Annotated in this window: 27 protein-coding genes; 16 read left to right on the forward strand and 11 right to left on the reverse strand. The window is 40.9% G+C overall.

All coding sequences use genetic code 11. The features are described 5' to 3' along the window. The first annotated feature begins 192 nt into the window (after positions 1-192). The gene (locus tag HYG79_RS14735; RefSeq protein WP_228027881.1) at positions 193-1,047 is read left to right on the forward strand and encodes an SDR family oxidoreductase; all 855 of its coding nucleotides are present in this window, start codon (positions 193-195) and stop codon (positions 1,045-1,047) included. A 72-nt stretch (positions 1,048-1,119) separates the two neighbouring features. On the opposite strand, the gene HYG79_RS14740 is transcribed toward HYG79_RS14735, so the two are convergent. Beyond that, complete coding sequence (locus HYG79_RS14740) at positions 1,120-2,391, reverse strand: hypothetical protein (protein WP_179242829.1); 1,272 nt, start codon at positions 2,389-2,391, stop codon at positions 1,120-1,122. A 258-nt stretch (positions 2,392-2,649) separates the two neighbouring features. Here HYG79_RS14740 and HYG79_RS14745 point away from each other — a divergent pair, with 258 nt between their 5' ends. The 4 genes from HYG79_RS14745 (at position 2,650) to HYG79_RS14760 (ending at position 4,479) form a co-directional block, all read left to right on the forward strand. Next, positions 2,650-3,051 (forward strand): VOC family protein, encoded by a 402-nt coding sequence (locus tag HYG79_RS14745; RefSeq protein ID WP_179242830.1) that lies wholly within the window; start codon positions 2,650-2,652, stop codon positions 3,049-3,051. Positions 3,052-3,061: 10 nt separating this feature from the next. Beyond that, the gene (locus HYG79_RS14750; protein WP_179242831.1) at positions 3,062-3,217 is read left to right on the forward strand and encodes a hypothetical protein; all 156 of its coding nucleotides are present in this window, start codon (positions 3,062-3,064) and stop codon (positions 3,215-3,217) included. Between the two features lie 98 nt (positions 3,218-3,315). Further along, positions 3,316-3,762 carry a PA2169 family four-helix-bundle protein gene (locus tag HYG79_RS14755; RefSeq protein WP_179242832.1) on the forward strand — a complete coding sequence of 149 codons (447 nt, stop codon included), beginning with the start codon at positions 3,316-3,318 and terminating at the stop codon, positions 3,760-3,762. Positions 3,763-3,957: 195 nt separating this feature from the next. Continuing rightward, the gene (locus HYG79_RS14760; RefSeq protein WP_179242833.1) at positions 3,958-4,479 is read left to right on the forward strand and encodes a DUF421 domain-containing protein; all 522 of its coding nucleotides are present in this window, start codon (positions 3,958-3,960) and stop codon (positions 4,477-4,479) included. Positions 4,480-4,605: 126 nt separating this feature from the next. On the opposite strand, the gene HYG79_RS14765 is transcribed toward HYG79_RS14760, so the two are convergent. After that, positions 4,606-5,169, reverse strand: a complete 564-nt coding sequence (locus HYG79_RS14765; RefSeq protein ID WP_179242834.1) for a hypothetical protein — start codon at positions 5,167-5,169, stop codon at positions 4,606-4,608. A gap of 134 nt (positions 5,170-5,303) precedes the next feature. Here HYG79_RS14765 and HYG79_RS14770 point away from each other — a divergent pair, with 134 nt between their 5' ends. Then, positions 5,304-5,900 carry a DUF2652 domain-containing protein gene (locus tag HYG79_RS14770; protein WP_179242835.1) on the forward strand — a complete coding sequence of 199 codons (597 nt, stop codon included), beginning with the start codon at positions 5,304-5,306 and terminating at the stop codon, positions 5,898-5,900. A 37-nt stretch (positions 5,901-5,937) separates the two neighbouring features. Here the strand turns inward: HYG79_RS14770 and HYG79_RS14775 are convergent, their stop codons facing one another. Next, complete coding sequence (locus HYG79_RS14775) at positions 5,938-6,573, reverse strand: hypothetical protein (protein ID WP_179242836.1); 636 nt, start codon at positions 6,571-6,573, stop codon at positions 5,938-5,940. Positions 6,574-6,775: 202 nt separating this feature from the next. Here HYG79_RS14775 and HYG79_RS14780 point away from each other — a divergent pair, with 202 nt between their 5' ends. The 5 genes from HYG79_RS14780 to HYG79_RS14795 all read left to right on the forward strand — a co-directional run bounded on the left by HYG79_RS14780 (position 6,776) and on the right by HYG79_RS14795 (position 10,452). After that, positions 6,776-7,012 carry a hypothetical protein gene (locus HYG79_RS14780; protein WP_179242837.1) on the forward strand — a complete coding sequence of 79 codons (237 nt, stop codon included), beginning with the start codon at positions 6,776-6,778 and terminating at the stop codon, positions 7,010-7,012. Between the two features lie 17 nt (positions 7,013-7,029). Further along, on the forward strand, positions 7,030-7,266 hold the full coding sequence (locus HYG79_RS18290; RefSeq protein ID WP_228027882.1) for a trehalase-like domain-containing protein: 237 nt from the start codon (positions 7,030-7,032) through the stop codon (positions 7,264-7,266). After that, a complete protein-coding gene (locus tag HYG79_RS14785) occupies positions 7,242-8,864 on the forward strand; it encodes a glycoside hydrolase family 15 protein (RefSeq protein WP_179242838.1) in 1,623 nt (540 codons plus the stop codon). The genes HYG79_RS18290 and HYG79_RS14785 overlap by 25 nt, the downstream gene beginning before the upstream one ends. A 121-nt stretch (positions 8,865-8,985) precedes the next feature. Then, complete coding sequence (locus HYG79_RS14790; protein ID WP_179242839.1) at positions 8,986-9,804, forward strand: SDR family NAD(P)-dependent oxidoreductase; 819 nt, start codon at positions 8,986-8,988, stop codon at positions 9,802-9,804. Between the two features lie 198 nt (positions 9,805-10,002). Further along, on the forward strand, positions 10,003-10,452 hold the full coding sequence (locus tag HYG79_RS14795; RefSeq protein ID WP_179242840.1) for a ferritin-like domain-containing protein: 450 nt from the start codon (positions 10,003-10,005) through the stop codon (positions 10,450-10,452). Between the two features lie 517 nt (positions 10,453-10,969). Here HYG79_RS14795 and HYG79_RS14800 read toward each other — a convergent pair. After that, positions 10,970-11,515: a lipid-binding SYLF domain-containing protein gene (locus HYG79_RS14800; protein ID WP_179242841.1), complete on the reverse strand. Its 546-nt coding sequence runs from the start codon at positions 11,513-11,515 to the stop codon at positions 10,970-10,972. 261 nt (positions 11,516-11,776) lie between these two features. On the opposite strand from HYG79_RS14800, the gene HYG79_RS14805 reads away from it, so the two are divergent. From HYG79_RS14805 to HYG79_RS14820, 4 genes are all read left to right on the forward strand, one after another. Continuing rightward, positions 11,777-11,926, forward strand: coding sequence for a hypothetical protein (locus HYG79_RS14805; protein WP_179242842.1), 150 nt, complete (start codon positions 11,777-11,779; stop codon positions 11,924-11,926). A gap of 235 nt (positions 11,927-12,161) precedes the next feature. Further along, entirely contained in the window at positions 12,162-14,219 is a 2,058-nt protein-coding gene (locus HYG79_RS14810; protein WP_179242843.1) for an ATP-dependent helicase, read from the forward strand. 113 nt (positions 14,220-14,332) lie between these two features. After that, positions 14,333-16,405 (forward strand): polyphosphate kinase 1, encoded by a 2,073-nt coding sequence (gene ppk1 / locus HYG79_RS14815; protein ID WP_179242844.1) that lies wholly within the window; start codon positions 14,333-14,335, stop codon positions 16,403-16,405. Positions 16,406-16,466: 61 nt separating this feature from the next. Beyond that, positions 16,467-17,861, forward strand: coding sequence for an exonuclease domain-containing protein (locus HYG79_RS14820; RefSeq protein ID WP_179242845.1), 1,395 nt, complete (start codon positions 16,467-16,469; stop codon positions 17,859-17,861). A 25-nt stretch (positions 17,862-17,886) separates the two neighbouring features. Here HYG79_RS14820 and HYG79_RS14825 read toward each other — a convergent pair whose 3' ends face one another. The 5 genes from HYG79_RS14825 to HYG79_RS14845 form a co-directional block, all read right to left on the reverse strand. After that, the gene (locus HYG79_RS14825; RefSeq protein ID WP_179242846.1) at positions 17,887-18,318 is read right to left on the reverse strand and encodes a response regulator; all 432 of its coding nucleotides are present in this window, start codon (positions 18,316-18,318) and stop codon (positions 17,887-17,889) included. 88 nt (positions 18,319-18,406) lie between these two features. Next, positions 18,407-18,859: a hypothetical protein gene (locus HYG79_RS14830; RefSeq protein ID WP_179242847.1), complete on the reverse strand. Its 453-nt coding sequence runs from the start codon at positions 18,857-18,859 to the stop codon at positions 18,407-18,409. A 241-nt stretch (positions 18,860-19,100) separates the two neighbouring features. Then, positions 19,101-20,201, reverse strand: coding sequence for a Pycsar system effector family protein (locus HYG79_RS14835; RefSeq protein WP_179242848.1), 1,101 nt, complete (start codon positions 20,199-20,201; stop codon positions 19,101-19,103). Next, positions 20,201-21,082, reverse strand: coding sequence for a DUF808 domain-containing protein (locus HYG79_RS14840; RefSeq protein ID WP_179242849.1), 882 nt, complete (start codon positions 21,080-21,082; stop codon positions 20,201-20,203). The genes HYG79_RS14835 and HYG79_RS14840 overlap by 1 nt, the downstream gene beginning before the upstream one ends. A 140-nt stretch (positions 21,083-21,222) precedes the next feature. After that, positions 21,223-21,366 carry a hypothetical protein gene (locus HYG79_RS14845; protein ID WP_179242850.1) on the reverse strand — a complete coding sequence of 48 codons (144 nt, stop codon included), beginning with the start codon at positions 21,364-21,366 and terminating at the stop codon, positions 21,223-21,225. 107 nt (positions 21,367-21,473) lie between these two features. On the opposite strand from HYG79_RS14845, the gene cls reads away from it, so the two are divergent. Beyond that, complete coding sequence (cls, locus tag HYG79_RS14850) at positions 21,474-23,024, forward strand: cardiolipin synthase (RefSeq protein ID WP_228027883.1); 1,551 nt, start codon at positions 21,474-21,476, stop codon at positions 23,022-23,024. 218 nt (positions 23,025-23,242) lie between these two features. Here the strand turns inward: cls and HYG79_RS14855 are convergent, their stop codons facing one another. Both HYG79_RS14855 and HYG79_RS14860 read right to left on the reverse strand, forming a co-directional pair. Next, entirely contained in the window at positions 23,243-24,508 is a 1,266-nt protein-coding gene (locus tag HYG79_RS14855) for an MgtC/SapB family protein (RefSeq protein WP_179242851.1), read from the reverse strand. Then, positions 24,509-25,147, reverse strand: coding sequence for a hypothetical protein (locus HYG79_RS14860; RefSeq protein ID WP_179242852.1), 639 nt, complete (start codon positions 25,145-25,147; stop codon positions 24,509-24,511). It abuts the gene before it with no gap. Positions 25,148-25,468 lie beyond the last annotated feature (321 nt).

The following is a 25,468-nucleotide window of genomic DNA, read 5'->3' on the forward strand; positions in this document are numbered from 1 at the left end:
TCTAATATAGTGGCTGGTTTTGATAATGGAAAATGACGAAAGGGAATGGATCAATCATTGATTTTTTAGCATTAAGAAATGGGTACTGGGTAGGCTTATATTCGTATTAAGCGATTTTATGATATCAGTCGATTCAGCAGACATGTCAAAATGAAATCGCTAATAATGATTCAATAACCTAAAAAAAATGTTATGTCAGAAACAGCAACAATGTCAAAAGGGAAAGAGGATTTGGGACGCCCGGGTCTTGAAGCCAATATGAAAAACAAGCCTGAAATTATAAAGGATTCGTATAAGGGAAGCGAGAAATTAAAAGGGAAGATTGCCTTGATTACAGGTGGCGATAGCGGAATCGGTCGCGCCGTAGCGGTACATTTCGCTAAAGAAGGAGCCGATGTGGCAATCGCTTATCTTAGCGAGACCGAAGATGCCAGAAAGACTCAGGAACTTGTTGAAAACGAAGGTCAAAACTGCTTGACCATTTCCGGGGACTTAAAGGACTTCGATTTCTGCAAGGAGTTGGTTTCCCAAGTCATAGATGAATATGGCCGAATCGATATTTTGGTCAATAATGCTGCTACGCAGTATGCCGAAAAAGATTTTACGAATATTTCAGTAGACCATTTAAAGGAAACTTTCGAAACGAACATCATTGCGATGATTTACTTGACGCAAAAAGTATTCCCGCACATGAATTCGGGAGCGCGGATTATCAATACCACTTCCATTACAGGTTACCGAGGCCATGAATCGCTTATCGATTATTCTTCTACCAAGGGCGCGATTACTTCCTTCACGAGAGCCCTATCGGCCCAGCTTGCATCTAAGAATATTTTGGTTAACGGCGTTGCACCCGGGCCTATATGGACTCCCTTGATTCCCGCTACATTGGATAATATCGAGGATTTTGGGGAAGATACCCCCTTGGGCAGATGCGGCCAGCCCTCCGAGGTGGCTCCGGCCTATGTGTACCTAGCCAGTGAGGATTCAACTTATATGACGGGTCAAATTTTGCATATCAACGGTGGGGAGGTCGTTGGAGGATAGATGTCATTTCATTCGGCATTGGAGCATCCCTTATATTTCGGGATGCTTTTTTTTGAACGAGCGCCTGATATTTCAATCGAGACAATCAAAACATTTGGCCATACTTTCATTCATTTCCAAATTTTCTGAACCTTTGAGAACGAGGGGCTCCAATGGTCTTTCATCCAATATGCGATGGAAGTTTTTGGCATAATCGACAATACCGTCGCGCCTAGCTTTAAGCTTTTCGATAATTTCTTTCCCGTTTAACGCTTTGATTGCCTGGGGCCAAACCTTAAAAGCCTCCATAATCGCGGTATTCGTCAGCGCAACCTGCAGAAATTTTGATTCCTCAATAAATTGCTCTAGAGAAACTCCTTTTAAAAAATAGACATCAAATGGCCGAACCAAGCCCGGCATATATTCAATGTCTTTTTCGAAGGTTTGCATTTCCGGTAGCAGAATATCATTCGAAATGATTGTCGGGAGCACCCCTTCCAATTTAAAGAAGGCATTGTCCCTATCGGCAGGAATCGGATGGGCGACTAACGAATCTGATTTTTGTTCAACGGCCCATCCCCATTGTTTGGCATGCCGGTCCCAATCGCCAATGATCAAATCGAAAAGTCGGGCGCGTATGAGGGCGGATTTGTCAACCGTAATCGGCTTACCTTCCATCTTCCATTCTTGAACATCTTCGGTATCCAGTATTTCAAGGATATTTTCAAAGGGTGTCCAATTGACCGCACCTTCTGATTCATATTCGAACAGGTAGAGCCGATTCCCATATTTCTCGTTGTATTCACCCAATTGGGATTGCTTGGGCACAAAATATATCTTGGGATGCGTATGCACTATTTTTGCATATTCGGCCAACTTCGCCACCGGTACGGAAGCGTACGGATGTTGTGCGGAAATGCCATCCACCACGACATTTTCCAGGCCTAAATCCCGGGCAATGTCGGGTATCAATTTGGTCGGGTCTTTGGTAATGCTCCGGAAGGTATATCGAATTCCGAGGGGATCTTCGACTTCCAATGAATGGGTCTGCATTCCGCCTCCTTCCTCAATCACTTTCAAACCACCCAACAAGGTGTCCAGAAAAATAATTGGCACTTGTACAGGTGTTCCCCAAGCATCCCGATATTGTTCGCCCTGCATAAAACGTTTGACCCAATCGGCATCATAAAGTGAATTGGCCGCTACCAAAACGGAATCGTATTCCCTAAAATCTCGCTTTTCAACATCGGCAATGTTCAAGATTTCACAGGTTCTGAATTCCTCTGACGTTTCCCTAATCGAGAGAAATACTAAAAATCCGAATAGTAAAAGCGCGGCTACTATGGCGAGTGCTATTTTTTTCATTCCAACAGGTTATTTATAGGTACAAGATAACCTCAAAATAATTGAAATCAATACTCCAAAAAAGCAAATGTCATGTCCATTCGATTTTCATCATAAATAGGGTTTGCATTAAGGACTGATTTTTTACGATCAACCTGTTTAGTCGTTCCTGACTAAATTGAGACTTTGATTAGGTGTGTAGAATTTGAGAACCATAAGTACCGTTACAAATGTCCAGTGCCAAATTTAAAATCATTTAAAAACTTAAAACATAATTATATGAAAGTACAAGCCTATTTAGCCTTTGGCGGTAATTGCCAAGAGGCACTTAATTTTTACGCGGATTGTTTTGATGCGGAAGTAAAAAATCGCCAGACCTATGCCGACAAAAAAATCGATGTGCCATCGGCCTTTCGCGACCGTTTGCAACATGCGGAATTACAGGGAAAGGGTGTCCATTTTATGGCTTACGATGCCGCACCCGACACCCCTTTGACCAATGGGACCAAACAGCATTTAAGTATCGATGTAGACAATAAGGACAAGGCGAGGGAACTGTATGATAAATTGTCATCAGGTGGGCAGATCCATCATGACCTTCGCGAACGTGAGTGGAATGCGCTATTTGCGCGATTTACAGATCGCTATGGTACCAACTGGATGATCAATTGTGATCTTTAAAAAAAATAATATGAAAACAAGGACAATACTTGGTCTTGCCTCGACCTTAGTTAGGGGCAGAAAATTCAAGATGATGGCCGTGGGGCTTCAATTGGCCTATATGGGCTATCGGTATTTCAAGGATAAAAAAAGAAAGAATCAGCGAGAAGCAAAAACAGTAGGCTGACGATATGGAAAAATTACGACTGGTGGTCCGATCAGCAGTTGGCTTTCAAAAATAAATATTAGACGAAAAACTCTCAATTGGTTTAAATTATGGAAAGCATGGATGCCAAAAAAACGGAATTAAATAGGTTAGATGATATTCTAGAAAAAATTATCGATGCAGCGAAGACCTTCGAAAAGGCAGCTGAACTTTCGAAAAATAAATATCTAAAAGACTACTTTACAAAACGCTCAAAGGAGCGAAAGAAGTTTGCCGAGTCCTTGAATTTTGAATTCAAAAATCAGTACAACTATACGCGAAAAATAGGTAGTGCATTTGGAGTTCTTAATAGAATGTGGTTGGATATAAAGGATTTTTTTTCAACGGATACGGATGAGGCCCTATTGGAAAAGGCATTACAGATAGAACGTCAATCGTTGGAGGATTATAAGAATACATTGAATAACGATTCCTTTCCTATGGCCATTGGAGCGTTGCTCAGGGACCAAAAAATGCGCATACAGGTAAATTTGAACAAGGTTAAGTCTTTAGCGGATTTGGAATAACTGAAGGAAACCTTCGAAGGGATTTTATTTGTAGAGAAAAAGTTTTGGAATTAAAAAGGTCTATCAGTAATTCCATGTATATACTTAGTTGGGTAATGGATTCCGAAGGAAACAAGGAAAGGCTGAATTTTTTTTTGGGATTATACTTGACATCATTTAAGCATGACCTGATTTACTACTAGATAATAAGACAATATGGAAGATTGGTTTACATTTTCGTGGAATGCGTTGGGTGCCATTTGCATTTCGGCTTTGGGAATTTATGTCGTCGTAATCGGAATGACCCGGCTTTGCGGAAAACGAAGTTTTTCGAAAATGTCGAGCTTTGATTTCGCCATGACCGTGGCGGTGGGTTCGATTATCGCGACAACGATCTTATCGAAATCCGTCAGTTTGATGGATGGTATCATCGGCATTGTTGCTGTCTATTTGCTCCAATTGGGTGCTGCCTACATTCGAAGAAATGACACTATAAAAAATTTGATGGATAATAAACCATTGCTGCTGATGAAAGGCCCCGTCATTCTTGAAGACAATCTAAGAAAGGGAAGGGTAGCAAAATCCGACTTAAGGGCAAAGTTACGGGAGGCCAATGTGGTAGAACTTTCGGAAGTCAAAGCCGTCATTTTTGAAACCACTGGCGACATATCTGTCTTGCATAAATCGCATGAGCGGCCTATTGATGATTTTTTGATGGAAGACGTGGCAGAAAGTTGATGAAAAAACTTTTGAATTTTGATAAAAAAGGATAGTGGATTGGTTTGTTGCCAATGTTATGGTCATTATTAAATTTTGAAAGTGGGTCACTTCGTGTGAAGCCGAGTTCGCTTTACATTTTGAGTTTTAATTCTTTTCATTGCTTTTTTCAGCACCTGTTTTTTCATCTTCACTAACGGTAAGGTAATGGTCGGTTTCCCCAAGGCCTACAATTTTGATAATATTGACAACGGTATTATAAAGCATTAAAACGACCACGATTAATGCCGCACTCAGTATGCTTGAAATTGCCAAACTGGTGTAATAAATAATATTGAACCAATTGTTGGGCACATTATCCGATTCCGTAATCGGTAAATTGAATAGCAAAAAGGACATCAATGAGGCAATGAAAACGACCGTATCGAACTTAGCGATAAGCAGCACGTGTCGATAGTGGTCATCTTTCAATTTTGATTTTGTACCTGAACTTAATCCCAATAAAGTAAGCAATAGTGCTAGAATGGTTGCCGAGGCCAGAACGATGGTGTTGCACAACATATTCAGGCCCGAAAGTGAATTTTTGATTAGTACCTTGGCCTCATACCCACTGAGCTCTCCCAATAGAAATGACCCTGTTAAAATAACGGCCAAAGAAATAACGCCCCCGGTAATCGCTCTTTTCGTGTATTTACTGATTTTAATCGCCATAATTAATTTATTTACAGGTTGCTGATGCGATATTAAGTTTAAAATTATATATCTACTGACTTGATAAGAAGTAATATTACTTGCAATCCGATCAATTATCTATTTTTCCCTTAAGTACATTGCCAAAAAAAATAATGACTGCACAACCCACCTTGCTTTGCATTCCCGACATTAGTGGGTTTACGCAATTTATGCGGGAAATCGATTTCGAGTTAAGTTCAAAGGTTATACCCGCCTTATTGAACCAAATAATCTATTCCAATGAAATCGGACTGAAAATTTCGGAAATAGAAGGCGATGCCGTGCTGTTCTATCGTAGTGGGAATCTACCGACCTTGAAGACGCTCATTGATCAATGTCACTATTTCCATACCGAATTTTACAAGCGGATGGCCCAATTGCGAAAAAAACATAATGGTCATGAAGGCGCCAACAAAATACCGGAGTTACTGGGTTTGAAAATCATTTTGCATTTTGGGGAAGAAGTCGGTCTCGTGCCGATTGGAAAGAACATCAAGCTTATGGGCGAGGATGTTATCGCGGTACATCGATTGCTTAAAAATAATTTGGCTACGGACGAATATATTTTATTATCCCATTCTTTACTTTCCCGGTACGAAGCTCCTGAAATCGAATCCTTAAAAGCGGCGTATGATATACAATCAGATTACATTGATGTCGATCATTTAGGAAAAATAAATTTCAGTTATTTGGGATTAAAGCCAATATAATATAGTATGAACTAGCGATGAAGTACTACAAATCGGTTTAGTTACTGGCAAAAAGACGATTCTCGATCGGCCTTCTCGGTTGGCCAGCTTTTAGATTCGCCAAAAAAGCGGCATAACCTTTTGACTGATTCATTTTCAATTTTGTTGTTCCGAAGATATCGGTAATAATGGCATCATCCAAATGGAGACACTCATTTCCGAACCATTCCAATCCGCACGTATGCCAAATCTCATTTTCTACGCTTAAGCTTGTATATTCGATTTGACATCCGTTGGCTAGGTTGATCGACATTGGTTTGACAACCGTAATGCCATTTTCTTGGGTCAACTGCGCCAGATTGCGCGCTTTTTTTACGGCACACCACTTTGGTTCTCCAAAATTCATAATTTTATTGAATTGATTATCATTTTCGGAAACCTCGAAACTCCATTTAATAAAATTGTCGTAGCATCCCCATATATTTGGGTTTAAACACCCTTTCGCCCTAGTACCGATACGTTGTTTGACCTCGATTTTCCCTTCGCGGGTCTTGACCCCGACTTCCTTATTGGTCAATTCTAGATAATGATCGGTTCGGTCTTCATGGGTGTCGAAGGGCTGGCTTTCGAACCATGCCTTGATTTTCTTGTTCTCAGTTCTGAAAAACCAACGTATTTCCTTCGTTTTGTGCATGGCATTGTAATTTAGGGTTTTACTTCTTTAAATAACTTAAATATCGGTGGTGTTCGAAGTCGCATAACGTTTAAAAATTGACTTCAAAAAAATTCATGGAATCCATGAAATAATTGATTGAGTTTACCTTTGAATTTTATAAAGCAATAGTCGGTTGTTTTTCCTTCTAGCTTTGAATAAATCCCCAAAATGAATATAAGCCATGGAGAAACCAACCTATTTTTTTACGGTTATCAATAAGGATACCAAGGAAATCATCTGTAAAAATGAAACCGATTTGGAACTTTTAAAGGTTCACTTGCCCGAGGCCATGTTCCAGTACATCTATAAAAAAGCGATTAGCAAACGGTTGGGTGCGCGCAAGTTGATACAATTTGACCGAATATGCCTTATTGGTCATGGAAAAGCTTGTGAAATTCCTTCTGATGAATTGGAATAAAAAAGAATAAAAAATAGATGACCAATCAAAACTATCCACCGATCGCGGATTACGGCATTATCGGCAATTGCAAGACCACGGCACTGGTCCATAGAGAGGGCGCTATCGACTTTTTCTGTTTTCCTAGGTTCGATTCCCCATCCATTTTTACCAAACTATTGGACAACCAAAAGGGAGGCTCATTCCGAATTCGACCAAAAATCGAAGCAACTAAATCAGTCAAGATTATTTGCTGGACACCAATGTACTGCTGACCCGTTTTTTTTCAAAAGACCACACTATTGATATTATCGATTTTATGCCAATCTCTAACGATGGGGAAAGACAGAATCAGATTATCCGAATCGTCAAGCCAATTCGTGGGGATGCCACTTTTTCGTTTGATTTGGATATCCGTCCCGAATATGGGCAGGCCCAATGCAAACCGATTAATATCAATGGAAAGTTCTTCTATTGCAAAATTGATGAGACCAATAATGAATTCGGTTTTTCGAGCAATCTGAAATTATTCAAAAAAAGTGATGAATTTATAGCATCCTTTTCATTGGAGGAAAGCCAAGTCGCCATTTTTATATTGGGCAACACAAAAAACCTTCAAGACAATCTGAATGATTATGCTTCTTCACAATTGGAAGCTACGGTCAAATACTGGCGGAATTGGATTAAGGCCTGTCAGTATGAAGGGGCCTTTGCCGATTCTGTTCGACGCTCTGCCCTCACACTGAAACTTTTGACGAGTAGCGAATATGGCGCTACCGTCGCAGCCGCAACTTTTTCTTTGCCTGAAAAAATTGGCGGCACCCGCAACTATGATTACCGTTTCACTTGGATTAGAGATGCCGCCTTTTCAATGTATGCGTTTATGCGAATGGGTTTTTTCGACGAGGCAAAAGATTTTATGCGGTGGATTCACAATTGTATAGAAGATAACCTCAATGGCGACATCGATTTGCAGATCATGTATCGAGTCGATGGTACAAGGGATTTGACCGAAAAGGAAGTGAATCTCGAAGGATATGCAAATTCAAAACCGGTACGAATTGGTAACAAGGCCACGGAACAGCTGCAATTGGATATTTTCGGCGAGTTGATGGATACCATATATCTTTTCGATAAATATGGCGAGCCTATCACATTTTCCTTTTGGGAACATATTGAGCAGCTACTGGAATTTGTCTGTAAAAACTGGAATTCCGCCGACCATGGCATTTGGGAAGTGCGCGAGACTAAACGACATTACCTTTACACGCGGGTCATGTGTTGGGTGGCCTTGGATAGGGCTATTAAATTAGTTCGGAAGCGTTCTTTTCCTACCGATTTGGAACGATGGATAAAGAACAGAAACCTAATCCATAAGGATATTTACGACAATTTCTGGAACGAAGAATTGGACTCATCTGTTCATTTTAAAGATGCACAAACGGTCGATTCCTCACTTCTAATCATGCCATTAGTGCAATTTATAAGTCCATATGATAGTAAATGGCTCAAAACTTTGAAAGTTATTGAGGACCAATTGAAGACCGATGTACTTATGTATCGGAATATGGATGACGAGATTTTAGTTAAAAGCCGTGAAACGGAAGGCACTTTTTTGGTCGGAGCCTTTTGGTATGTGGAATGTCTGGCACGTGGCGGACAATTGGAAAAGGCGACCCACTACTTTCAAAAATTGCTGGGCTATGGCAACCACCTCGGACTTTTCGCCGAAGAAATGGACGAGTCGGGGAGGCATTTGGGAAATTTCCCCCAGGCCTTTACTCATCTCGGACTGATTAGTGCAGCGTTCAATCTGCATCGCCAAAAACATAAAGCGAACTATACCATCGAAGATTCATACGATTTGTTTTAAAAATGGGAATCGTGATTGGTAAATGGGTTTGTAATCAATTTTATAGGACAAAGCAAACCAACACCCTCAAACTACTTTTGACGCTTAGAATAATTTCTTTAAACAATTAAAAATTGCAATAATGGATTTAAAAATAAAAGGAAAAACAGCTTTAATTACGGGAGGTGATTCCGGTTTGGGTATAGAAACGGCGAAATTTCTGGTACGGGAAGGCGTCAATGTAGTTCTGTCCGATAAAGAGGATAATGAGGGTCTTCAAAACGCTGTTGACCAAGTTGAAAAGGAGTGCGAGCAAGGTGCTAGTGTAAAAGGCATTGCAGCGGATATTTCAAACAATGATGAAGTATTAAAGCTTGCCGAACAAATTGATAAAGAATTCGGTGGGGCGCATATAATTTATCATTCCGCTGGGGCTAGAGGAGCGGCGGACGATTTTTTAAAGCTGACCGATGACGATTGGATGAAAACCATGGAGGTCGATTTAATGGGGGCGGTGCGAGTGGCACGCGCCTTCATCCCCCAAATGCAAAAATTGAAGTGGGGGCGAATGATATTGGTTTCCTCTGAAAATGCGTTTCAACCGTATGAAGAAGAAAGTCCGTATAACGCTTGCAAGGCGGGAATCATCAATCTTTCCAAATGCCTGTCAAGAGCATATTCCAAGGAAAATATTCTATTTAACTGCATTTCTCCCGCCTACATTGAAACCCCGATGACCGATGCTATGATGGAAGAGCTTGCCGAGGAGCGCGACTGTTCGGTCGAGGAAGCTGTCGATTGGTTCGTTAAAAATAAACGGCCCCACATAGCCATGGAGCGCAGGGGCAAACCGGAAGAAGTCGCATCGGTAGTAGCCTTTCTTTGTTCGGAGCACGCCAGTTTTATTAATGGAACGAATATCCGTATCGATGGGGGATCGGTTGAATCTGCTTTTGGATAAACGATTGGCACTTGATATTTGTATCTCTATTGTCTCATCAAGATGTACAAAGTTTCATTAAGCGATTACAAAATAGACCGTAGAACGTTTTGAGTTCATAAGTCGGGCTATTGCATCAATCCAAATTAACGGCAGCAGCTAATTTTAGGGAGATGCCAAACGGTAGGCAAATAAAGTTACCGGAAACAATTATTGAAGATGAATACGGATATTAAAGAAATCGAGGATAGTCTAAACGACATCATTCAAAAAAACGAGGATGCGATAAAAGGCTATGAAAAAGCGGCCGAAAACGCAGAGGAAATCGGGTTGCAAAGCTATTTTCAAAACAAGGCTTTGGAGCGACGGAATTTTTTGGTCGAATTGAAAGCTTCCGTACCCGACCTAAAGACCAGGGACGGAATTGAAGGAAGCACCACAGGCTCTATGCACCGCGCTTGGATGGATATGAAAGCCTTTTTTTCGGCAGATGACGATGAATCGATGTTGGAAGAAGCGATTCGGGGCGATAAGGCCGCGGTAGAGGAATACAACGAGGTGCTTGCGGACACCCACCTACCCACAGTGGCCGCAGGAATTATAAGAAAGCAACGTGATTGGATCCAACAGGATTTGGAAAAAATCAAGTCCATGGAAGATGTTCGATGATATGGAACGTTCACAGTTATGTTTTAAAAAGTATGGCCCCTATCGGGGCTTTTTTTGTTGATATATTAAATGTTTAATCAAGGATGTTTTAAAATTCATTTGACAAAACATCCCAAAAAATCCAAAACTATGATCTCAAATTATGAAAGTTGCATCAAAGCGTGCCAACAATGTTGGACGGATTGCCAAAATTGCCTATCTGAAATGGCAGGGAAAGAGAGCCACAACGATTGTCCGACCTGTTGTTTGCTCTGTATCGAGGCGTGCTTGGCTTGTATAAAGTTTATGATAGCCGATAGCAGGTTTGCGCCTGAGTACGCACGACTATGTGCTGAGGTTTGCGAATGGTGCGCCGAACAGTGTAAAGAGCACGATCACGACCATTGTAAGATTTGCGCCGCATCTTGTTTGGCCTGCGCACATGAATGTCGAAAACATGCAGCCTGATTTTCAATTTTTGGTGCATAAAAAAAGTCGGCTTTGGGCCGACTTTTAAGTTTTTGGAATTTAAAAATTCTTATTGATCTAATTCATTCATTGGCGTATAGGTAAACTTTTGTCCACCGACCGAAACATCGGCCATAAGTCCGGCTTTTGGCATCGCCAGCACAATAACGCCATCGTTATAATTCAGATTTTCCGAAACGCCTTGTTTAACGGCGGTTGCCGAAACTTCGCCCGAAAAGGTAAATTCATCGGTCTTGAATTCATTGAGCGCATCCTCGGTCTCAAAAAAGATGACTTCCGCTAACGCCTGGCCACCAATTTGAAAACCGACATCGACTTTTTTGAGATTCGCCATCCCAACGGCAGTTCCATTTTCATAGACGACGCCGTTTCCGGAGGCGGCTCCGATAATGAATCCACCTTCGCCCACATTTGGGAAAATTACGTAGCCTTCGGCCGTATCAAAATAGTTCTCCAAGCCGCTATCCTTGGTCAGCATTTCTTGTTTTGCTTCTTCGGCATCGTCCATAATGCGTTGGTCATCAGCGTTTTGGGCAGCCACGCCGACCGTCAACATTAAGGCCAAAACCATTGTAATCGATTTTAACTTTTTCATACTTCGTGTTTTAAATTAATAATTTGCTTTATTGACCAGCCAATCCATTGAGGATTACATTTCTAGTCAAGGCAAATCTATTGGAAACACGATTTTTTGGTTGACGCTAAAACTGGAAATTTTAATTGTTTTCCTAAAAGAGAAACTTACGGGCATTAAACCTCGTAAAACCTTAATTTAAGCACACATTAAGATTTATAGGGTTCAAATTCGGTAGATAACAGATGTATCTTTAAAACTGATAATTTAAAACGATAAGATATGGATGATAAAAAGAATTCAGTAGAAAAAGAACAGAACGATGCGTTTACAGGTCAGTCGGCCACTAAGGAGAGTGCGGACCCCAAACACACCGATAAAAGGTGGTACGAAATAAAGGAAACCAAAGAGGGCGGACGTAAAAAGTCTTAAGGCGAACATTTTATTGAAGAATTGTATTATGGTGTATCTAGACTATTAAAATGCAATCGAATTGTAATTACTTCAAATTTTCCACAAATCTTAATAAATAGGTATTTTCAATTTTCCTCGTTCAAGAAGGCCGTTGCCGTTGGGTGGCGGCCTTTTTTATTCCGCAAGGATCGTTTTAGGAAACGCCATTAATCCCGTAACTTTGTATTTCCAAAAGATTTCCCCTAATTCAATTATGCAATCAGATCACAAACTTAATGACGGCCAGCAAAAGGCCGTTGAATTCAATGGCAAACACCTTTTGGTGCTGGCAGGTGCCGGAACGGGTAAGACCCGGACGATAATTGCCAGAGCCGCTTATCTTATCGAACGCGGAGTAGACCCTTCGAAAATCCAGATTCTGACATTTACCAAAAAGGCGGCCAACGAAATCGTTGAACGGGTCAAATCGACCTTACCGCAATCAAACGGAAATAATTTAAGCGGCGCAACCTTTCACTCGTGGTGCAATCAATTAATCGTACGGTTTCCGAACTTATTCGGTGCGGCAAGTTATACGGTTATCGACCCCGATGACCAGTTGAGCATCATGAAAATGGTCTGTGGAAACCACAATCTGGAATTCGGCAAACTCCGAATAAAACCGCAAGAACTCATTGATGTCTATTCCTTTGCACGTAATACGAAAAAGAGCCTGACCGAATCGTTACGCCAAAAACTGTTCAAGAACAGAAAGGATGGGGACACCGATTACGAACTGAAAACAATAAAGCCGCATGTTGAAAAGTTGCTTCGAGCGTATCAGGCAAAGAAAGCAGAGCAGCGGTATTTGGATTATGATGACCTTTTGTTGGTCGTGGCGACCCAATTGAAGGACAACCAAGAGGCACGGTCGATTTTAGCACAACATATAGAATATCTTTTGGTGGATGAGATGCAAGACACCAATCCCTTGCAGTGGACTTTGCTAGACCCTTTTGTTTCGATTTGCAAACTTTTTTGTGTGGGGGATGACGCACAATCGATTTATTCCTTCCGCGGTGCCGATTTTAAGAACGTACATCTTTTCAAAGATCGCGTCCCGGAATCGGAGGTTTATAAATTGGAAAAAAACTATCGATCTACGCAAGAGATTCTCGACATTTCAAATTGGCTCTTGGAAAAGTCGCCGATTGAATACAACAAAAAGCTGGAAGCAATCCGTGGTACTGGAGAACTTCCGCAATTGGTCAATGTGAGCGATGAATGGCAAGAAGCGAATTGGGTCGCCGATGAGATCCTAAAAAATTATACCGATGAAGACCGAATGTTTTCGGACCATCTCATACTATCCCGTTCGCAGTATTACGCTAAATCCTTGCAAGCGGTCTTTATCCGAAGGAAGATTCCCTATGTTACCTACGGAGGGCGTAAATTTATGCAAGCGGCCCATATAAAGGATTTAGTTTCCTTGTTGCGCATCGTAAACAATCCTTATGACGAGATCGCTTGGATTCGGTTTTTAACCTTTCAAGAAGGCATTGGGGAAGTACGCGCTTCGCGGATTCTGCAACAGGTTATTGAAAAAATCGATGTAGAGGAAATTCCCAGTATTTTCCAAAACGCTATGCCCGGAGAAGATGGAAAAAAAATAGCCGAGTTGTATGAATCCATTAAAGAAAAAGACGATGTCGGTAAAATGGTCGATATGGCTTACGAGGCTATGGCACTGGGTCTGGCCTTTCGCTACCGTCGTGATTGGGAGGAAAAGCGTAAGGGCGATTTCCCCGTTTTAAGATTGTTGGCCGACAGCTACCCAACCTTGGGCGAATTCATTGGGGAAGGCCTATTGGACAACTCGGAACAAATGAACGGGGTCAACGTCTTGAGCGAATCAAAATTGAACACGGCAGAAAATAAAGACCACGTAATTATTTCGACCATCCATTCCGCCAAAGGTTTGGAAGCCGATGTTTGTATTGTGCTGAATGTTTCCCCAAAGGCATTTCCATCGGCCTGGTCGTTGGATAATTTAGAGGAAATCGAAGAAGACCGCCGTGTGCTCTATGTTGCCATGACCCGTGCCAAGAACCGATTGATTTTGACACGCAATACATCATCGATTACGGCCGTGCACAATCGTGCCCTACCCACTCCAGGAGGTCAAAAGACATCCGATGCCGAAACGTATTTTTTGAATGAATTGCCAGATGCCTTGGTCGAACAAAAAACCATTGCCCATCAATTCGGAAAAGTTCGCGACGCGGAAACTCCCAATACCATCGACCTTTCTTCGGGTATGGATTTCAGTTGAGTTCGGGTTGATTTAATTTTCCGAAGTTTAAAGTATCTTTTGAGCTAATGTCCAATGGTTTCATAACAAACTGCGAACCTCATATTGCCTAATTTCGTTTTCTAAATTATATAATGTTCGCCAAACAGAATTCTAAAGAAGTCAGATATAAAAATCGGGAAATCGATTGGCTCCGCTTTAACCATAGAGTATTGCAAGAAGCTTCCGATTTACGAAATCCGCTTTTCGAGCGATTGAAATTTCTGGCGATATTCTCCTCGAATTTAGACGAATTCTTTCGAGTGCGCGTCTCTAAGTTGAGACAACTTAAGAAGGTCGAGAAAAAAGTTCGTAAGCCATTGGGCTTAAAACCCAACAAACTTCTAAAGGAAATAATATTTCAGGTTCATCTGCAACAAGAAGAATTCGGTGCCATTTTTCAAAAACAAATCCTCCCCGAACTCCGTTCGCAAGGCATTTCCTTTGTTGGCATTAATGGTTATTCGGAAGCCCAAAAATCCGAATTACGAAATTATTTTGATTCTCAAATTTCCAAGGGATTGACCATTCTTACCGGAGAGGAATTCGATATAGACGCATTTAAGGAGGGTCGTCAATATGTCGCTATCTTCAAAAAAGGGAGTTCGAGCGATTTGAGTTTCGTTGAGGTACCATCGGAAAAATTCGGCAGATTCATCGAAATACCTTCCTCTGATAATAGTACTTACTGCTATACGTATCTAGAGGATATAGTAAAATTAAATTTAGACCAAATATTCCCTGATGATAAGATTCAGCAAGTCGCGAATATTAAAATTTCAAAAGATGCCGAACTTTATCTTGATGACGAATATGAAGGGGATTGGGTCGAACAGATTTATGCATCCTTGAAAAAACGGAAGGTAGGGCAACCAACAAGATTCCTATATGAACAAAATACGGATGCAGGATTTCTAAAGGCCATCAGAAAACGCCTGAATCTCGGGAAAGTGGATATGATGCAAGGAGGCGAAAGGCATAATTTCAGCGATTTTATGGCCTTTTCCGATCCCACCGATAACCCCCAATTTCATTTTGAACCGATGCCCCCTTTAAAACATAATGATTTTGAAAGTTCGTTAAACTTTTTTGACCTTATCAGTGCACGCGACTGCTTACTACATTTTCCTTATCAGGATTTTCATTATGTAGAACAATGGTTGGAGGAGGCTGCCATGGATGCCGAGGTTGTGTCCATACATATATCGCTATATCGAATTGCCGAAGAATCCAAATTGACCACCGCATTGTTGAAAGCTTTGCAGAATGGAAAAGCGGTAAATATTTTTGTCGAAGCCAAAGCTCGGTTCGATGAAGCCAACAATATCAATTGGGGGAGAAAATTCGAGGAGAACGGGGGCAAGGTTTTTTATAGCTTTCCGAACATCAAGGTACACTCTAAAATTCTGTTGATTCAACGTCGGAACAGCGAAGGGAAATTGAAAGGCTATGCCTATATCGGTACTGGAAATTTTAATGCTCAAACGGCCAAAATTTATTGTGACCATGCCCTTTTTACGGCCGATAAGAAATTGATCCGAGACCTTGAACAGGTTTTCAGGGTGTTAAAAAGAGAGCTTCTACTACCCAAACTGAAAAAACTTATTATCTCTCCTTTCAATGCCCGAATTGCTTTTGAAAAATTGATTCAACGGGAAATCGATAATGCCAAAAATGGGCTTCCGGCCTGTATAATTGCTAAAATGAACAGCTTGGAGGATAGGCGAATGATCGACTGGCTATATCAAGCGAGTAATGCTGGAGTTCATATTAAATTGATAGTTAGGGGCTTCTGCTGTCTGATACCGCAGGTAAAGGGACAAAGCGAAAATATAAATGTGATTAGCATTGTTGATCGGTTTTTGGAACATGCCCGCGTTTTTTTATTCCATAATAATGGTAAGGAGGAGATGTTTATGGGCAGTGCCGATTGGATGACACGCAATCTGGACAAGCGAATTGAAGTGATTACACCTATTTTGGACAAAGCCGCTTTTTTGGAATTAAAACAAATATTGGACTTTCAAATTGAAGATAATTTTAAAGCCCGAATTGTGGATGAAAATTCGAGCAACATGTATGTCCCACATGACAATAAAATTCCGGTTCGCTCACAATATGCCATCTATGAATATTTGAAAGATAAGCATGGTACGCCGCATGAATAGGAATAACTCCTAAATTTTGTAAAATATCCATATTCCGTTGCTATTTTTGTATTCTGACTGTATGGAAAGACAAAGAACGTTTGCGGTAGTGAATTTGAAGACTACGGGAAAAAGTATCCGGAATAATCGCATTACCGAAATCGCCATTGTACGAATCGAGGACGGCGCGATTGCGGAAAAATTTGTTTCCTTGGTCAATCCCGAGCAGCACATTCCCGAATACATGACTAAGTTGAACGGCATCGATGACGAGATGGTTCTTGATAGACCAAACTTTGCTGAGATTGCCGAGAAAGTTGATCTACTTACCCATAACGCTATTGTCGTAGCCCATGATGTATCGTTTGTCTATTATGTTCTTCGCTCCGAATTTAGGTATCTAGGCTATAATTATGAACGGCCCAAACTTTGTACGGTTCGATTGGCCAAAAGATTGATTCCTAATCTGCTTTCCTATAAGTTAGAGAACTTATGCGGTACTCAGGGCATTCCCTTAATCGATAGACGTGCGGAAGCGGCCACGAATGCCACGGTAGTCTTATTCCAACGTTTGCTTTTATTGGATGATGATTTTAAGGTAATCGATATGGCCCTTAAAACTAACAAACCAAAGATAAAATTGCCTACTCATATCGGGAATGGGCAGTTTGAAAAGCTTCCAGAGAACCCTGGAGTCTATAAATTTCAGGGTAGCGACGGCGAGATTATTTATATCGGCAAAGCGAAAAATATCAAAAAAAGGGTGTTGAGCCATTTTCAAAGCAACTTACCCAAGGAGGTAGAGTTATGTTCGCAAACCTTTTCTATTGATTTTGAACTTTCCGGTAGCGAGCTGGTGGCACTTTTATTAGAATCCGACTTGATAAAGAAACACACGCCCGAGTACAATAGTGTCCAGAAAAAAAACTATATCGCTTATCATATAAAATCATATCGGAATAAGAAGGGAATACTACAATTGACGGTCGAGGAATGTCCTGCCATATACGAACCTACCGAGCTGTTCTTTACCAAAGGCGCTGCCAAGAAAAAGCTGGAAGTCTTGTGCGAGAAATTCAGTCTTTGTCCCAAGTTTACGGGTCTGCAACGAAAAAAAGGTAAATGTAACCACGTCAAATTCCCAAATTGTGCCGGAGTTTGCAATAGTGAAGAGGAAATAGGGAACTACAATAAAAGAGCTCAAAGCGCATTTGCCTCCCTCAAGGCGAATACCGATAGTTACTTAATCCAAAATAAGGGACGAAAGCTTGGAGAAGCGAGTTTTGTGGTTGTACTTGATGGGGTGTATCAGGGTTTTGGGTTCGCCGATATATCGCAACAGATTTGTTCCATTGATGAGATGGTCGATTTGATAACCCCTCGAAAGCAAACCTATCATACAATGCAAATTCTCAATGCCTATCGGAAAAACCATCCTTCACGAATATTAAATTTGAAGATGGCAAACTATCGATGAAATTAGCCAAAGTGCGCTCACAATTTTATTCCACCAAAAACGATTGCTCAGAGGTATCTTTCTTTGAAGATTGCAATGCTTTGACATCCTGCAAACTTTTGTTCAATAACGTTTTCAGTTGATTGAATGACGAAGGTTTTTTGAGATATTTGGTAGCTCCCATTTCCTGTAATCTCTCCACTTCCTTTTTATGAAAAGAGGTTGAATAGATGATTACCGGAATCTTGGAAAATTTTTTAATATCCCGAATATCCGCGAGGCATTCAAAGCCATCCATCAAGGGCATATTCAAATCAAGGAAAATAACATCGGGCAACTCGCTAGCATCATGAAGTGCCTTTAAGAGGGCGACTCCATTTGTGAATTCGCTTATTTCGGAGTCTGATGGGATGTCCGAGAAGGCATCCCTAAAAAAAATCCTATCGTCCTCATCATCATCTGCAAGATAGATTGTCATATAATTGTTTTGATGGTTTAGTGGCGCGGGAATAATTTAATAAACCGTTTCGAAAATTAAAAATTAAGTCGATAATCGCTATAAAATTTTAGTCCTGCTTCTTTTCAATTGCTTGCAAGGCACTTTGAAAGTGTTTTAGGTTAGCTTCAGCTTCCAAACGATGATTTTTTAGCGCATTTTTCATCTTACGGGAAATATTCTCATGGGAAAGCAGCTTCTGGTAAGCCCCTTCTTTATTTCTTTCGGCTTCGATCAAACTTTCCAGGACCGACTGCATATTAGAAGGGTCGGGCGATGTTCGTGGCATCCAAGAAATCGCCTCTTGATCCGTTTGACGGGCCGTACTTTCGATTTGGCCACCATTTTCAGAAATAACTTGCATTAAAGTTTTAGATTCCTTTTCGGCCACTCTTGCAAATTCGACCAGTTTATCTTTTGTGGGTTCGTGGCTCACGGATTCGGCTAAACTTGAAAGCGCTTCCTGATAGTTCAAAGTATTGGTCAAAATCTTATTCAGTTCATCGATTAGGTTATTAGCCATTCCAATTTTATTGAAGGTTTACCTTAATTAAATATTAATAAAACGTGCAATCAAATTAGGGAAATGAAGGTGTACATTATAATCCGATTGCGATAAATTGTTATCCTAAAAGTTCAATTTATTATCATTGGGGGTCAGGAGTAACTGCGTCGATTATTTCTTGTTCCATTCCATAATATTTTAGGGCGAAAGCGAACGCAATTACGGAAAGTACGATGCCTATCATAAAAACGGTGTACGTTCACCGAAGTAATTGATATTTGGTTTTTAAAACCTTTCCCAGAAAATATAAATCCATGCTCAGCGAGTCGTAAATTGTTTCCTTACTTTGTATGATTTCGCGCATTTTCTCTTTAAACTGTTGGGGTTGCATCGCATGAAAATTACCAAAGAAAAGATAGTTTGTGTCCTTCTTGCTGATTTCGCCGTCAACTACATTTTTATTCTCGATTTTTGGCCGGGTTGCCATCACGGACATTATCATTGAAGCGATGCTAAATAGCACAAATATGACGGTCGGGTAAATAAGATAGGAATTGTTCGGCGTGCCTAATTTTGGGATAAGATTGGCCAGGAGCAGGGAAATAATGATGGCATTTACAGATAATAAAATATTGGCCTTGGTATCGGCAATATCACTCAGCTTCAGATGATTTCTCAATTGTGTTCGATACAACGACTGAATCGCCCTTTCTGGACTTTGATTTTTAAGTTTGACTTTTAACTTCTCTTTATTTCTCTTTTTTACGGCCTTGGATGCCGCCCCGATAAGCGATATGAGGTTTTCTTCCTTTTGTGGCTGCCAGTTTTCTTTAGCATAATCTGTGTAGAAACGATGTTTTGTTCGGAACGTTTCAATGTACTCATTACGCCACTCTTGTAGTGGGGGAGGGTTCTGGTTCAGGTTTTGCTTTTCCATACGCAACAATTCCATCAACTCCTCAAAATCATCCGAAGCGAAAAATGATGTGCGACCATCTTTGACTATGGCTTCACTCTCATTTGACGGCTCTTCATCGCTCCATGCTGCTTTGATTAAATCGGTAACCGCGTTGATAGTTGACTTATCTGCATTTATTTTGCTAAGAAAGTCTTCTGCCAACTCGCAACTTGATGCCACATGTTTTTCATATCCCTTTGAAAATCCTGCATTGAGAAACCATACTGCGACTAGGACATCTGTATGATCAAGATTTTTGGGTTCATAGCTGTTTAAGATTTCCTCAACACGTGTCGCTATTTTTTTGGATTGGGAAAAAGTATGAAATAGGTAATTTTTACCCAATTGTTCCGATAGCAGCTCGGCAATATGGTTTTTTGATTTCTCCACTAGATTTTTCATCAACTTCGGCTTTTGGTTCTATTCCAAATGTAATTCACTCCTTTCACAATGGCTAGCATTATGAAGCCAATGATAAGTCCGACCACAAATTCTTGTAAAATCATGGGCAAATTGGGAATAAAATCATGCAGAAAATGGATGTTATGTACAAATATTCCCCCAGAAACAAGAATCAAAGCGATAGTGCCGATTACGGAGAGACTTTTTATAACATAAGGCAAGGCGTTTACAAGAATTCTTCCAACGGTATCGGAGAAACTGTCATCGCGGTCATTGAAAGCGATCAATTTCGCCCCGAACTCATCCATTCGAATAATTAGCGCTACAATGCCATAAACACCTACCGTTGCGATGATGGCGATTATCGTCGTTACCATAATCTGAATCCAAATAGTCTCTTGAGCAACGGTACCCAAGGCAATGATGACTATTTCGATGGAAAGAATAAAATCCGTTACCACCGCCGATTTGATTTTTTCTTTCTCCATACTTAGAATTTCTTCCTCGGATAAATTACCGGGTTTGACCGTAACCTTATCATGGGAATGGGGCACTATAAATTTATAAATTTTTTCGGCCCCTTCATAGGCCAGGTATAATCCGCCTAAAATCAGGATGACCGTTACGGCTATTGGCAGAAATGCACTCAAAAGGAAGGCGACGGGAAGAATAATCACTTTGTTTAGAAATGAGCCTTTTGTTATTGCCCATAAAACAGGAAGTTCTCTTGAAGACACAAAACCTGAGGATTTTTCGGCATTGACAGCGAGATCATCGCCAAGTATTCCCGCTGTTTTTTTAGCGGCAACTTTGCTCATCGCGGCTACGTCATCCATTAATGTGGCGACATCATCCAATAATGCGAAAAAACCTGAGGCCATTGAATTCTATTTTTCAAATTATATTCTCTTGTTATCGTTTTGTGGCAATGACATATACACATCGTGGATTCTGCTAATTTATGTAGGATACACAGAAGCGCGATTTTCAATCGCGCTCAATTTCAAACTACAATTATAGCTTAAGCATTGTCACGTGGTTGATGTTTTTCCCGACGTTGTTTCACTTGATGATTTATATCGACTCCGTCAGTTTCTCTATGGTTAATAGCCTGCTCGCTAAGCCCTTGCTTCTCTTTTTGAATTTCTTTCTCGTCCTTAGGCATATCTCGATTTTTATATTAAAAACTTAAGTCCAAGCAAAGTAAAACAATCGCCAAGCCTTTGTTGACTTCAAAAGTTCTAAAGCTATCTCGATTGCTAACAATTCAATTTGTCTCAATACGGATTAAGATTACCCCTAATACGGAGCAAAGGAGAAATTGAAAATGGATTGTCTTATCTTGAAAATTGGATTTTTAATACCATCGACAAAACGGAAAGAATTTCTAATGCCATGATGACCTTTACCATAATTATCTATGTACTCGTGACGCTCTGGGCCTCGGCTAGTGCATTGCTTTATGGTGCTAGACCAACAAAAACTTTAAGTTGGATATTGGTCATACTTATTTTACCCTTTCTTGGTGCCTTAATCTATTATCTATTCGGTGTGAACCGGCGCAAGTTCAAATTCTTTACGTTGAAGCACACCATTAAACGAAGACTATACAATCAAAAATATAACGAGTCGCATGAAGAGGACTTTCCTGCAGATTGCCTAAATGAAAAATGTGCTAAGCTCGCCCGCCTAGTAAAACAAAACGCTTCGCTCTTGCCGCATGAAGGTAACGAGGTCGTTCTATTAAAGGATGGTCAAGAGACTTTTGACAAAATTTTCGAACGACTTAGAAAAGCTGAGCATTTTATCCACATGCAGTATTATATCTTGGAGGAAGGCGAACTGATGGATGAACTCTATAAGATTTTGAAAGATCGAGTTGATAACGGTGTCGAGGTAAGAATTATTTACGACTCCTTGGGCAGTTTCTCGTTTCGAAAGGACCGAAGAGAACGGTTTCGGGATATGGGAGCCAAAGTTTTTCCGATTCTTCCCATTCGCTTTGGAAATCTATTGTACACTTTGAATTATCGTAACCATCGAAAAATCATCATTATAGATGGTCATGAGGGTTTTACGGGGGGCGTAAACATTTCGGATAAATATATCAAACCGATTTCGGATTTGGGTATTTGGGAGGACTACCATGTTTATTTAAAAGGGCCCGTAGTCAATGGGTTACATAGGATATTTATCAAAGACTACCACTTCGCCCATGAGGAAGAGGAGGCTTTGCTGTTAAAGGAAAAATACCTTCCAGAAATAGATAAATTTGGTAAAAGGACTGTCCAGATAGCATCTAGCGGTCCAGACTCGAATCAACCTGCCATTATGCAGCAATATCTTATGATGATTAATTTGGCCAAAAAGAGTATCCATATAGTAAACCCTTACTTTATTCCCGGAACGGCCATTTTACAAGGCCTCAAAATGGCGGCCTTAACGGGTGTTGAAATCAAACTTTTGGTGCCAAAAGACTCTGATTCGTTCTTGGCGAAATACAGTATGTATGCCTATTTTCAAGAATTGTTGGCGGTAGGCATCAAGATTTATTTAAGAAAGGATTTCTCGCATAGTAAAGTTATCATAGTGGATGATGAAATTGTTTCCATTGGTTCGGGCAATTTCGACCAGCGAAGTTTTAGGCATAATTTTGAAGTCAATGCGATCATTTATGATATGGAAATTGCGAAGGAAGTAAGCGATGACTTTCAAAAAATTAGTCAAGATATCTTTCCCCTAGATTACGAGACTTTCAAAGCACGCGGTGTGCGACAGCGAATCGTTGAAGGGTTTGCCAAGATTTGTAGCCCATTATTGTGATTGTGTAGTGGTTTTGGTTTAACTCATGAACCCATGCCCCTGCGGACGTTGAAAAATCCTCCACCTCCAAGCCAGACCGAGCGGGCACGCTGCGCTGGCCCGCACTCGGTCACCTTTCCGTTTCCAGATTTTCCAACCCCCTCGGAGCCGCGCATAAACGCAAGAAGGGCGAAAAGGCCCTTCTTGCATTTATTCTGCCCACGCTCGGATTCTCCTCTTTAAAAATGCCACGTTTCCGGCCAGAGCCACATGATCGTCAATCCTGAAAGGATGGAAATTCCGAAGGTAATACCGACCCATTTTAGCAATCGCTTTGTTCCTAAAACGCCCGCCATAATCCCTTTGAATAACAAATTAGCCAAAGAAGCCAAGAGAATCAGTCGCCATCCGGTATGGGTTTCCAAGCCTCCGTTTTTCATGAGTTGAGAAAGCGATAGCGTAATGGCATCCACATCGGTAAGTCCGCTGATAATGGCTACTATGTATAGGGCTTGGTTGCCAAATTCCTTCTTCGTAAAAGCGACTGCCAATAAGATTAGACCGTATAAAAGACCAAATATCAAAGCACTTTTGAACTGCGCCGGGTTATCGGGTTCGGGCATTTCATCATCATCATTATCCTTATTGATTTTATAGAACAATGCGGCACAAAGTGCGACCATCACTATAAATTCTATGGCCAATGGAAGAATTATCTCAGGCAATTTTTTGGGAATGATCACACCGACCTCAATAAGAACCCGTACCAAGGCGATGGCCGATGCGGTCGTTATGATGAACGCGGCCATCATGTCGAGGTTTTTTGCATTTTTGGTCTTTCGAGCATAACTGACGGTGGTGGCGGTGCTACTGATCAGACCTCCCAGAATTCCGTTTGAGATAATGCCCGTTTTAGTGTCGACAAATTTGTAGATGAAATACCCGATGACGCTAATGCCCACAATCAATACGACCATCAGCCAAATATTATAGGGGTTTAAAACGTCCAAAGGGCCGAAAGTTTCGTCCGGTAGTATCGGTAAGATTACCAATGAAATACCGGTAAAGGTCATGATGGCCTTTAAATCCTTATCCTTTAATCGTTCGATAAAATCGTGTAGGTGTTCCTTGATGTAGAGCAAAACGGCCATGGCACCGCCCACGATGATGCCGATTACCCGATCGCCCATGACGATGTAAGCGCAAATGGCGAACATCAATAGGGCGGCGACCTCGGTGGTCTGGCCGACATCGGGATTATCGAATTTTTTTAGCTTTACGATATTGGCGATGACGAGGAAGGCCGTAATCGCAATGCCAAAGACCGGCAATATAAAGGGATTATCAAAATCACGTGCCATAAACCCCGTGACCGTTCCCAAAATGGCGATTAGGGTAAATGTTCGTACGCCCGCCATCTTATTATCCGTATGTTGGCGCTGTAGGCCTACCAACAATCCCAGCCCAAAGGCTATGCCCAATGTTACAAGGTCCGAATAGTCCATTCAATTCTCATTATGGTCTGTATTGAGTTCCATTTCCTTCAGAAAATCGCCACACACATCGAAAAAATTTTGGAGCCGTTCTTTTTGTTTTTCAATCGGTATTTCAGGCTGAATTGATTCCAACGCAGCGTTTGTCTTGGCTACATGATGCTCCAGAGATGGAAAATCTTCCTGTTGTAATTGTTTTAATATCATCGCAACATCCTTTCCCACATTCTTGATATTTGTGGCAAGTTGTAGCGTATCCGGATTTCTTTGAGCTTTCTCGGCATCGAACTTAATGGTCTCCAAGGTCTCCTCCATGTTTAGATGATGTTCGGTGGCTGCTTGGCGTACGGCATTCGATAATTGCACGAGGGCATCTTTTGTGTAGTCGAAATCGGTTCCCAACTTATCTTTGTTTCCTATAAAAGAGGTGTACTTCGTGACTTCCAAATCGGCTTTCGTGTATTCGCTATCGGTAAAGTCCTCTTGTATTGAAATCGGTTCGACTTCTTCCGTTGAAATATTCGGGGTTTCATCGATAACGCTTATACGGTCGGAGTTAAACATGAAGTAGATCAATGAAGCAAATACTATTAATGGTATGACAATCCAAGGTAACCAGTTCGGTTTTCTATTTATTCTATCTTCATCCATGAACTAATGCATTTTAAACAGCACACAAGGGAATCGTGATACCTCACGCTTTTTTAGGAAATTATTGAATCCGACAATTGGGAATTATCACTATCGGAAAAGGTTTTAACCTGATAAGTACCGATTATGATAAAGCTTAAAAGTCTCGATACCGGTCAAGGCAAAAATTGATTAGCTTTAATCAAAATCTCGCGTCAAATAGCTTATTCCAACTAGGTTGGAACAAAAAAAGGAAGCGTTCCCCAACGCTTCCCTTAGAAGTTATTGTAATCGATTATTGAATATTCGTAATCGTTACTTAACCTACTTATGAGTTACAAA

It is taken from the genome of Costertonia aggregata (assembly GCF_013402795.1).
Classification (GTDB): domain Bacteria; phylum Bacteroidota; class Bacteroidia; order Flavobacteriales; family Flavobacteriaceae; genus Costertonia; species Costertonia aggregata.